Source organism: Prochlorococcus marinus str. AS9601 (assembly GCF_000015645.1).
Lineage (GTDB): Bacteria > Cyanobacteriota > Cyanobacteriia > PCC-6307 > Cyanobiaceae > Prochlorococcus_A > Prochlorococcus_A marinus_O.
In genome coordinates this window covers 1,198,999-1,209,443 of record NC_008816.1, presented here as the reverse complement: position 1 = coordinate 1,209,443, position 10,445 = coordinate 1,198,999, and the positions used below count along the sequence as shown (strand labels likewise).

Annotated in this window: 9 protein-coding genes and 1 tRNA gene; 4 read left to right on the top strand and 6 right to left on the bottom strand. The window is 26.2% G+C overall.

Translation table 11 applies throughout. The features are described 5' to 3' along the window. The first annotated feature begins 38 nt into the window (after positions 1–38). Both A9601_RS15895 and A9601_RS15890 read left to right on the top strand, forming a co-directional pair. Positions 39–377, top strand: a complete 339-nt coding sequence (locus A9601_RS15895; RefSeq protein WP_011818855.1) for a hypothetical protein — start codon at positions 39–41, stop codon at positions 375–377. A gap of 53 nt (positions 378–430) precedes the next feature. Continuing rightward, positions 431–946: a hypothetical protein gene (locus A9601_RS15890; RefSeq protein WP_041484560.1), complete on the top strand. Its 516-nt coding sequence runs from the start codon at positions 431–433 to the stop codon at positions 944–946. On the opposite strand, the gene A9601_RS15885 is transcribed toward A9601_RS15890, so the two are convergent. The 5 genes from A9601_RS15885 to A9601_RS15865 form a co-directional block, all read right to left on the bottom strand. Next, on the bottom strand, positions 930–1,805 hold the full coding sequence (locus A9601_RS15885) for a hypothetical protein (protein ID WP_011818853.1): 876 nt from the start codon (positions 1,803–1,805) through the stop codon (positions 930–932). The genes A9601_RS15890 and A9601_RS15885 overlap by 17 nt on opposite strands. Before the next feature lie 405 nt (positions 1,806–2,210). Next, positions 2,211–3,374: an HlyD family secretion protein gene (locus tag A9601_RS15880; RefSeq protein ID WP_011818852.1), complete on the bottom strand. Its 1,164-nt coding sequence runs from the start codon at positions 3,372–3,374 to the stop codon at positions 2,211–2,213. Beyond that, on the bottom strand, positions 3,375–6,275 hold the full coding sequence (locus tag A9601_RS15875) for an ABC transporter transmembrane domain-containing protein (RefSeq protein WP_167315828.1): 2,901 nt from the start codon (positions 6,273–6,275) through the stop codon (positions 3,375–3,377). A 2-nt stretch (positions 6,276–6,277) separates the two neighbouring features. After that, complete coding sequence (locus tag A9601_RS15870) at positions 6,278–7,015, bottom strand: hypothetical protein (RefSeq protein WP_011818850.1); 738 nt, start codon at positions 7,013–7,015, stop codon at positions 6,278–6,280. Continuing rightward, the gene (locus tag A9601_RS15865) at positions 7,008–7,241 is read right to left on the bottom strand and encodes a DUF6447 family protein (protein ID WP_011818849.1); all 234 of its coding nucleotides are present in this window, start codon (positions 7,239–7,241) and stop codon (positions 7,008–7,010) included. The genes A9601_RS15870 and A9601_RS15865 overlap by 8 nt, the downstream gene beginning before the upstream one ends. A 962-nt stretch (positions 7,242–8,203) precedes the next feature. Here A9601_RS15865 and A9601_RS15860 point away from each other — a divergent pair. Then, positions 8,204–8,276 (top strand) — tRNA-Ala (locus A9601_RS15860). Positions 8,277–8,442: 166 nt separating this feature from the next. On the opposite strand, the gene galE is transcribed toward A9601_RS15860, so the two are convergent. Further along, on the bottom strand, positions 8,443–9,510 hold the full coding sequence (galE, locus tag A9601_RS15855; protein WP_011818848.1) for a UDP-glucose 4-epimerase GalE: 1,068 nt from the start codon (positions 9,508–9,510) through the stop codon (positions 8,443–8,445). A 196-nt stretch (positions 9,511–9,706) separates the two neighbouring features. Between galE and A9601_RS18245 the strand changes: the two genes are divergently transcribed. Further along, entirely contained in the window at positions 9,707–10,429 is a 723-nt protein-coding gene (locus A9601_RS18245) for a cytidylyltransferase domain-containing protein (protein ID WP_011818847.1), read from the top strand. Positions 10,430–10,445: the final 16 nt, after the last annotated feature.

The following is a 10,445-nucleotide window of genomic DNA, read 5'->3' as shown; positions in this document are numbered from 1 at the left end:
TATAATGATAATATTAGTTATCTTACTAGAAATCTAGTATGGGAAAATATACTTTGTTACTGTTTAAATTAATTTTTTTTTCAGCAATTCTTAGTACAGATAATATGGTCTTAGCAAATGAGAAGATAAAAGCTATTGAGCAGGAAAATAAAGGTAAAGATTGGATAGAAGAAATAAAGGGAGAGATAAAAGCTATTGAGCAGGAAAATGAAGGTAAAGATTGGATAGAGGAATTAAAAGAAGAGATAAGAGAAGTTGATCAAGAACGTAATGTTAAAGATAAAATATCAACAGAAAAAGAAAAGAAGAAAAAAGTTTCAAAGAAAAAGATTTTGAAGAAATTGGAACGGGTCTATCAGAAAAAGGAATCTATTTAGATTTTTTAAAAAATTCAATTACAAAAAATAAACTTGGGATAAGAATAAATTATTTGCCTGAAGATTTTTTTACTCATAAAAATATATATGTTGATGGTAGAAATGTAAAAGCAGAATATTTTGGAATTGGGATGTTATATCAGCGTTATTTGTTACCTAAAGAATCAAGATCGAATTTTTATTTGCAAGCTAATACCGATATTTCCACTTTTAAATTATCTCATGATATAGATCTAACAAAAGAAACATATACTGATGGTAATGTTCAAGTTACTTGTAGTGCTTGTGGGATTCTGACTATTCAAACTAATCCAGATAAAGTACACATCATTCCTACTGTCAGCATTGGCTATCAATACAAAAATACTCCTAATTTCAAAACAAATTTCTCGGTTGGTATTCAATATATAGATCCAGGATCACTAGAAAATTTCACAAACACAGATTACAATCTTCCCTCTTATGTACAAACAAGAGTAGATGATTGGGTTAAGAAAACTCAGAATAAAATTGATAAGTATTCAGAATTTCAACCATCATTAAATATTGGTTTTAGTTATGCTTTTTGACAATTTTAAAAATATTCTTTAAAAAATCTATTAGTGAGTCTGTAAAGCATCTCGCCCAAAATCTATTTAATCCTAAAATTCCTGAATATTTAGTATGGCCATAAGGACTTGGTCCTATTATTAATTTTGGATTAATAAAAATTGATCCTTGATTTTGCTTGATTGAATTGTGAAAAGATACATGCTCACAAATTTTTTCACCATTTCTACTCAAGCCTATGTATTTTGCATTATCAGGTATACTCGATTTTCTATAAATAGCTAACCCCCCGAAAGCAGAATCTACAGGGATAATTTTTTTTGAGGAATTTATTTTAATCATCCTTGAATATACATTTCTTGATTCCGATTCAAACCTACTGAATCCAATATTTAATTCTTCTTTAGTTGCTTGCCAGCAATCATTCGGAGACCAAATATTATGACGTAGTGCCCAAATATCATAATATGATCCTTTTACATTCGCTGTCTGAGCAGACCATCCGTCTTCTGAAATGCATTTTTTAATTACTTGACTATTTATATTGCGGCAAACACCATCTGTATCAACAACAATTAAATAGTCTACCCAACAATTTTTTTTACTTTTCAATTCCTCTAAACATCTATTTCTACATAAAGCTAATCTTTGTGTATGAATTGGTAATTTCGTTCTTAATTTGCCAAAAGATTCATAACGAAAGTTTTTTTTCTGCTTTGAAAGTTTTTCTAGGCTATTTAGAGTTTTATCATTACTATCAGATTCAACAAAAAAATATTCAATTTTATTCGCAAAATATAGAGCCTTATCTAAACATTTTATTGTTTGAAAAATTTTTCTTTGACAATTTCTTATTGTACCAACTACTAAAAAATTCATAATGAAACTTCTTTAGAAACAATTATCTAATTTTTTAATAAAAGCTAATTTTTATAGTTTTAATTTAGTCTCGTAGTATATATTTTTCAAGATGCAGCAATTTTTAATGTATTTTTTATGACAATTCTTGTAAAGAATGCAAAGAAAATATTCAAATATTTGGTAATTATTATTTAGAAATTGCTTTTTTTAAAAGCAGAATAAATAAACCTGAGAGATTGTTTTAGATTCAGATCAAGAGTATTATTTAACAAGTATTCCTTAGCAGAATAAGGAATTTTTTCTAAAAGCTCAAATAGTAAGAATTTTAAAATTATTTAAATAACCATTTATAATTTATTTTTTATTTATTTTTTATTTATTTTTTAAAAACATTCTTACAAAAAAACTTTAATTTAAATAAGCTTAAAGTTCTTGTATAGATTTTGTCTTATCTTTAAAGTTAGTAAATAGCAATTGCAGATAAGATACTTTTCTAAGTTTTATATTTCCTTGTAAAGACATTCCAACTTTTAAATCTAATTGTTTTCCTCTCCTTAATTTTAGTTTTTGACTCTTAAGCTCAATCCGCGCTGGATAAACAAATTGATTCCTTTGTTCACTTGGATCAGGTTCAAGTGCATCGGTGCCAATACTAGTTATAGTGCCTTCTATTATTCCAAAATCTGTTGAGGGATATGAATCAATACTAATTTCCACATCCATTCCTTCTTTTACAAATCCGATATCAGAACTTGGGATTTCTAAATATGCAATTAGATCTCCCATGGGAACAATTTTTACAATAGTTTCAGTCATCTGGGCTGAATATCCTGATGCGACTGGCTTTAAATCGAAAATGTAACCATTAACTGGCGAATTAATACTTTTCTTCCCTAAATTAAGATCATTTTCTTCTAATTCTCCTTTCAATTGATTTAATGAATTTTTTAACTCTTGCATTTGTAGTTCTTGAGATTTACTTTTAGTAGCCCAATCCATTTCATATTGAAGTAAGTCTGACTTTAGAGATTGTAATTTTGTCTTTTGTTCAAGAAAGTTCAACTCAGAGATTGCACCTTCATCTAGTAGAGTTTGATATTTATCAGTAATATTCTGATAAATATCAATCTTATCTTTAAGAATATTTTTATTTTTATTGTATATTTCTTGTGTGTTTAATATTTGAGAATTTAATGACTCAATTTGCTGTTTTTTTATTTTTATTGAATTTTCTAAAGTAGTAGATAAATTAGAATTTGTATCACTTTCAATTCTCATTAAAACTTGTTTTTCATATACAAGATCACCTTCTTTAATTTCTATTTTTTCTATAACACCTGACATAGGCATTTTAATTTCTTTTACTTTTCCAATTGGAATAATTTTTCCAGGTACGATTATTATTTCATCTGTTTTTGCTAGTGCTAGCCATCCTATTCCAAGAAAACTTGTTAAAACAATTATTGAGCTAGCAACTTTAAGTAATCTTTGATCACTATTAATGAATATATCTTTATCCAAATCTGTTCCTTCAGTTGAATAAAAAGAATCAACTTTATCTTTTAAATTTTTAAATAATTTATTCAATTATTTTTCCTCATTATTTAAGAGTGAATAATATACTGATTTGTTTTTAAGAAGTGATTCATGATCTCCTTGTTCAGATAAGTCACCTTTTTCAAAAACAAGAATTTTATCTGCATTTATAACGTTAGATAATCTATGCGTAATAATTATTATTGTTGAATTTTTAAATTTATTTAATAGATTTTTAACAAATAGTTGTTCAGTTTCTATATCTAAAGCACTTGTTGCTTCATCTAAGATAATTATTTTTGGTTTTTTTAATAATGCTCTTACTAATGCAATTCTCTGACGTTGTCCCCCACTTAATGAACTTCCTTTCTCAGAAATTTTTGTATTGTATCCCAATGGAAGTTCCATAATAAATTCATGGGCGCAACATATTTTTGATGCTTCTACAATCTCCTTATCAGAAAAACTTTCATCACCAAAACATATATTATCTCTTATTGTTCCAGCGAAAAGTAAAGGGTCTTGACTAACTATCCCTAATTGCCTTCTAATTGAACTTATTTCTACCTTTTGGATATCGTATTTATCAATTAAAATAGACCCCTCATTAGGTACATAAAGCCTAGAAATTAATTTACAAAATGTACTTTTACCACTTCCACTTTTACCAACAATTCCAACAAAAGAATTTTTATCAATTTGACAGTTGATTTTATTCAGAGTTGTTTTGGAGTCGCCAATAAATTTAAATGATACATTATCAAATAAAATATTCCCCTCAACACTTGGCAGTTGAATTTTTCCTAAATCTTTTGATTCATTTTCTTTTGGAGTATTAACAATATCTCCCAATCTTTCAAAACTAATTTTTATTTCCTGGTACTGTTGCCATATAGTGCTCAACCTTAAAATTGGTTGTGTTACATATCCAGAAATGATTCTAAATGCAATTAGTTGACCAAGAGTAAATTCACCGTTTAAAACCATTATTGCTCCATACCATAAAACTATTAATTGAGAAATTTTTTGCAGAGATTGAGTAAGTTGATTTAATGAAACAGCTGTAATCGTTTTTTGGTATGTACTCTTAATAAATTTTGAATAGTAATTCTGCCATCTCCAGCGACTTGAGGTTTCTGCATTTTGTGTTTTTACCGTTTGGATACCAGATAGCACTTCTACTAAATAACTTTGAGTATTTGCATTATTAATAGCTGCTTTCCGATATTGTTTTTTAAAAAGTGGCGATCCATAGTATGTAATTAAAATCTGAATTGGGATAACACTTAAAGCTATTAATGTAAGCTTACCGCTATATAAAAATAGTACGAAAATATAAAATAAAGAAAATGACGCATCTAAAAAAGTATTAATACCTTGACTAGTCAAAAAGTTCCTAATTTTCTCAAGTTCACCTACCCTATTAGATAATTCTCCTATAGATCTTTTGTCATAATATTCAAGAGGTAATCTAAATAAATGATCAATTATTTTAATTCCTAATTTTTGATCTATTCTATTAGTAGTTTCTGAAAGGATAAAAGATTTTATACTTGATAATACTGCTTCAATAACTGTAATTACTAATAGTGCGAATCCTAATACTTGTAGTGTATCTAGACTTCTTTGCGATATAACCTTATCAATTATTACTTGAATTAATAATGGATTCGACAATATAAATATTTGTACAACTAATCCTGAAATTAAAATTTGGAATAAAGTATTTTTATATTCTTTTAAAATTGGAATAAACCAACTTATTGAGAATTTGTTTTCTTGAGTTAAACGATTTTTTGAAATATTTATGATGTTAATATTTCCCTCATATATTTTCTCTAAATCATTTTTATACAAAGTAATCAATCCATCTGCAGGGTAAATTAGAGTCAGTTTTTCTCTGTCTGCATTAACTACTAAAGCTAAATCATTTTTATAAATTATTAATGAAGGCGTTTTAACCTTAAGTACTTGCGATATGCTAAGTTCTCCACAAGATACCTCTAAACCTAATCCATAAGCAATTTCTGCGTAATTCCTAAAAGTATATTTCTTTTTATTCTTATCAAGAAAATCTAAATAATTGCTTATTGGATCAACTCGATAATTAATATCAATTAACTTACTTAAAATCCTAAAACATTCAATAACATTATCTTTCCTATTGCAAACATTTTTTTTAATATTTATATCTGCATAATGTAATTCTTTTTTTGATTCATCTATAGATTCTTCAACCATTTGAGAAATTTTATCTACTTTGGGAATTTTATTTTTATGAATTTTAAATTTCTTGAATTTATTATTAATAATTACTAATCTTTCTAGTTCTGAAAAATCTAAACCTAATATCTTCTCGAAATTTATTTTTTCAAGGTAATCAAAGTGAATTGATTTAGAAATTGAAATAATTTCAAAATTTTTTGAATCAATCTTTTTATCCTGAATATTTTTCAAAATTTTCTCATTAACAAGGTCTATATTTTCTGAAAGATTATTAAGAAGTTGTTCTTTATCAAAATTGTTATTAAATTCCTCCTTTAATAATTTATTTAAAATTGAAATTTTCTCATTTTTGAAGATTTGATTATTTATCCATTTACGAAATTCATTATTTTCCTTTAATAAATTTAAAAATTTTTCCTTTTCAATAGATATTAACTGCAAGTCATTTGCTGCTATATAGTAAAAAGAATTTTTAAGTTTATAAATCAATTCAGGAATAAATAAAAAATCATTTTTAACATATTTATAAATATTGGTATTATTTGTAGAATCTCTTTTTATTTGTCTAATACTTCCAGATAAAATAATTGAAACTTTATTAATTGTGATTTCAGGATTGAATATTTCTTCACCTACTGAATAATTCTCTAAAAAAATATCTTTTTCAATTATTTTAATTATCTCCTTATCAAGATCTAAATTTTTAAAGTAACTATCTTTATCCATATTCATAAATTTAATTTATTTTTCATTAAATTTAAATATTCTTTTTCATATTCTTTTTCTATTTCTTTCTCTAATAACTCCATGCATATTTGATTTTCATAATATTCACTATATATTGCTGGAACAAAATTTTCTCTTTGTATTAGATACCATTCATTACCTATTTCGATTGGATCATTAATTATTGAATCCTTTGAAATTTTTAGAATTTCTGCGATTTCTGAATTAAGATTTATCAAATTTACTGGTCCAATAATACCTAGCTTTGTTTTCTCAGATCCTGAGCTATGTTCTTTTGATAAATCATTAATACTCGATTCTTTTGATTCAATTTGATAGTAAAACTCATAAATTTGACTTTTATTTTTGTTCCTTAAGAGCGAATAAAAATATCGATCATAGCTATATTCCTTTCTTATTTCGAAGATTTTCTTGGCTTTACTAGAAAATTTATCAAGAGATAATTTTTTCAAACTAGCTAATTTATATATTTCTTTGTTTAAATTATGGATAAGAAATTCATTATTTTTTTTATTTTTTATTTGCTGAATATTATACTTTAAGTATAATTCTTCTTTAGTTTGATTAATTTGAAGTTCATTTGGGATAATATTTTTTACCTTATCTGCTTTTAAAAGCTCTATAAATATAGATCTAAAAAAACCTTTCTTTTCCAGATTTTGCAAATCGCTTAAGGAAAATTTTGTATCTAAAAATGGTAATTTGCAAATTTCAGCCATTCTGAATTGGTTCTATTTTATCCAAAATCATTTTTAGATCTTGGACCATTTTGTTTTTGCCTAAAGCTATTAATTTAAGAGTATCTTCATACATCTTTGTTTGAGCATCGGCTGTTCTCAAGCCCATTACTATTTGCTTTGCTTCTTTAGGAAGATCATCAAGAAAATATTCAGAATCATCGAACTTTAATTTTTGTTTATTTTCTCCGTCTGTTATTTCTTTCATTGTTTTCTAGTTTTTTTTAAAGATACAATCTAGATTAATAGGAAACTAGATTTTTTAGGAAATCTTTATTTCTTTTGTTAAATTAATTTTAAATTTCGAAGCAATAAAAAAACTAGAGATTTCTACTAACTTTAATGTTTTTGGTATTTTCTTAAATATTTTTTAAAAAATCGTTTGTACGTTCATGCTGGAAAGTATTGGAATGAATAATATTCAATCCGTAATCTTTTATGAGAGAGGATTGATAAGAAAAATAATATATAAATAGATGCAATATTTTAATTTAGTTTATTCATATTACTTCATTTATTGGCTTTTTTTAACTAAAAAAATCTTTAGTTTGGAATATTTTTAAAATTATTCCTTTTCTAAAATTATTATTGATAGGCTCTTTATCTGAAATTATTTCATTAGAAAAGATATTTTTATAGTGTTTTTAATATGGCCTTATTATTCTGACAATGTTAGTTTATTCAAAAACTTCTTAATGCCCAATCCATCCACTATAGTTCTTGTTTAAATTTAGCTTTCACTAGTTTCAATAGCAGTCTTGTAAGCTTTGGCTAAAGATACTTTTTTTCGTAAATTAAATCGAGTAATTTTCTAATTAATGTTTATATATCTGGAGATTTTTGTTGTGTAAATTTGATAGATGTTAAGATTGGTATTGCAAAGGGTTCATTTTGTAAAACATCATCGATCCTGTGAGTTATTAGAAGCTTTTCTAGTTTGCCATACTTAATGCCTCGTATACTCCATCATTCGAAATTAAACAATCAAAGATGTTTTGCGTAGAATTTGGCTCCTTTCATCTTCCCTGTTAGCCAGTACCTTTTCTCAATCAATCGTCCGTAGATTATTGTGCAGAACTATTTATGACAGAAGCGGGCAAAGTATTACAACTTTGACGCTTGGACAGGTGAAGCTCAATCAAATGATTGGTATACTGGAAAACTGGTTGTGGGGCCATAGCTCAGCTGGTAGAGCACCTGCATGGCATGCAGGGGGCCAGCGGTTCGAGTCCGCTTGGCTCCATTTGATTTTATTCTTGTTAGCAAAAGATTTGAAGGACTTAAATAGTTTTTAGGCAAGCCTTCTGCAAATAAGTTGCTGTATTTTTTTTAGGCTCTTCTAAAATTTATATCTTGAACATTCCAAAAATATTTTATGAATTACATCTAGTCGTTCTTAAAGAAAAAAATCAATTATTTTTAAAATTACTTCCTTCTTTACTTTTGATAAACCAACGCCATGAGTCTTTGCAAATATCTTTTAGGTTTCTCTTAGGTTCCCACTTTAAAGTTTGAATAACTAAAGAATTATTCGCAACAACGAAAGCAGCATCACCTTTTCTTTTTTCAGTAAAGTAATATGGAATTTGACAATTATTTACATTGCTAAAGGTCTTAATAAGTTCTAGTACACTTATACCTGTACCCGTTCCAATATTGAGATTAAGGTAAGTCGGCTCATTTTCATATAAATAAATAAGTGCAGCTAAATGAGCTTCTGCTAAATCCATTACATGAATATAGTCTCTAATACATGTCCCATCTTTAGTAGGCCAATCGGATCCGTAAATAGGAAGTTTTTCAATCTCTCTATTAATTACCCTTAAAATTGTAGGAAATATATTTGAATGATTTATTAAGGGATTTTCTCCAATTATTCCTGAATCATGAGCTCCACAAGGATTGAAATACCTCAAGTTAGCTATTTTCCATCTTTTATCGTCGCTTTTAAAAACGTCTTCGATTATTTTTTCGTTACTTAATTTTGTATTTCCATATGGATTAAGAGGTGAAAGGATTCCATTTTCTGATATCTTTTCATTTTTATCAATTTTATAAACAGTTGCGCTACTACTAAATATCAATTTAAAGCATTTAAATTTAGACATTACTGAAAGGAGACATAAAGTAGTGTTGAGATTTACATCATAGTAATTTAAGGGATTTAATATAGATTCTCCTATAGATTTTAAACCTGCGAAGTGAATGACGGCCTCGATAGGTTGTTTTTTATCATTAAATTCCTGAAAAATATTTTCAAGCCATAATTTGTTCCTTAAATCTCCTTTCCTAAAAAATAATTTTTCTTTAATTTCACCCATCTCATTAAATAAAATTTTTTCAATATTATTAAACGTTTCCGACTTAGAATTTATTAATGAATCAATAATCAAAACATTAAAACCCCGATTTATAAGTGCAATTACCGTGTGACTTCCTATATATCCAAGTCCTCCTGTGGTAAGAACAGTTTTCATTCAGAAGTTATAAGATCTAATTTCTAAATTATCATTTAAAGTCATTTATTTTTTATATATTTATAAGTATTAATTAATAAAATACTTTGAGAAATAATTATTTAAGAACAAAATGGAATTTTTTTAAATTTTAATTTAAGTATTTAGGAATATGATCTTATATTCTTTATATAATTAAATTGTTGATTATTTTTTAATGTTAAATAATATTTTGTCTAGTGAAATCAAAAATTCAGTTGTTATAGGCATTCAAGCAAGAATTTCGTCTCAAAGGCTACCTAGAAAAGCATTAATGCCAATAAAAGAAACTACAATTCTTGGAGCAACAATTAGTAGATGTTTAGCATCTGATCTGAGAACATATGTTCTTACTTCTAATCAAGTTGAAGATGACTTAATCGAAAATGAAAGTAAAAAATATAAGGTTAGTGGAGTTTTAAGAGGATCATTAGCTAATGTTTTGTCAAGATATAAGAATCTAGAAAAACAAACTAAAGCGAAATATATCATAAGAGTAACCGCTGACAATCCATTCACTGATACGTTAGGTATCATAAATCTTGCAAATCAAACTTTAAACAATAATTACCTTTATTTACGAAACTTAGAAGAAGATTTGCCTATTGGATATCATTCAGAACTGTTTAATTCTAAAGAACTATACAAACCATATAACAATAATGATTTAGCTAAAGAACATGTAACTTACTCTATAAAAAAGAATGTCAAAATTTCGTATGCGCAATCTTTAAATTATGGATTTAATAAAATTAATTTGAAAGCATTAGAATGTAGTATTGATACTAAGAACGATTATTTGAAAGCTATTAACTTGATAAAAAATATTAATTCAAATCAATGTTTTGAAAGTCTTAATTTGACAAAAAAAATTTTTTTAAATATTAAAAATCAAAAATGATTATTTGTTTCTTATT

Excerpts from the sequence above, each read along its gene's own strand:
- A9601_RS15895 (WP_011818855.1), top strand. The coding sequence starts at position 39 with ATGGGAAAATATACTTTGTTACTGTTTAAATTAATTTTTTTTTCAGCA.
- A9601_RS15885 (WP_011818853.1), bottom strand. The coding sequence starts at position 1,805 with ATGAATTTTTTAGTAGTTGGTACAATAAGAAATTGTCAAAGAAAAATT.
- A9601_RS15875 (WP_167315828.1), bottom strand. The coding sequence starts at position 6,275 with ATGGATAAAGATAGTTACTTTAAAAATTTAGATCTTGATAAGGAGATA.
- A9601_RS15870 (WP_011818850.1), bottom strand. The coding sequence starts at position 7,015 with ATGGCTGAAATTTGCAAATTACCATTTTTAGATACAAAATTTTCCTTA.
- A9601_RS15865 (WP_011818849.1), bottom strand. The coding sequence starts at position 7,241 with ATGAAAGAAATAACAGACGGAGAAAATAAACAAAAATTAAAGTTCGAT.
- galE (WP_011818848.1), bottom strand. The coding sequence starts at position 9,510 with ATGAAAACTGTTCTTACCACAGGAGGACTTGGATATATAGGAAGTCAC.
- A9601_RS18245 (WP_011818847.1), top strand. The coding sequence starts at position 9,707 with ATGTTAAATAATATTTTGTCTAGTGAAATCAAAAATTCAGTTGTTATA.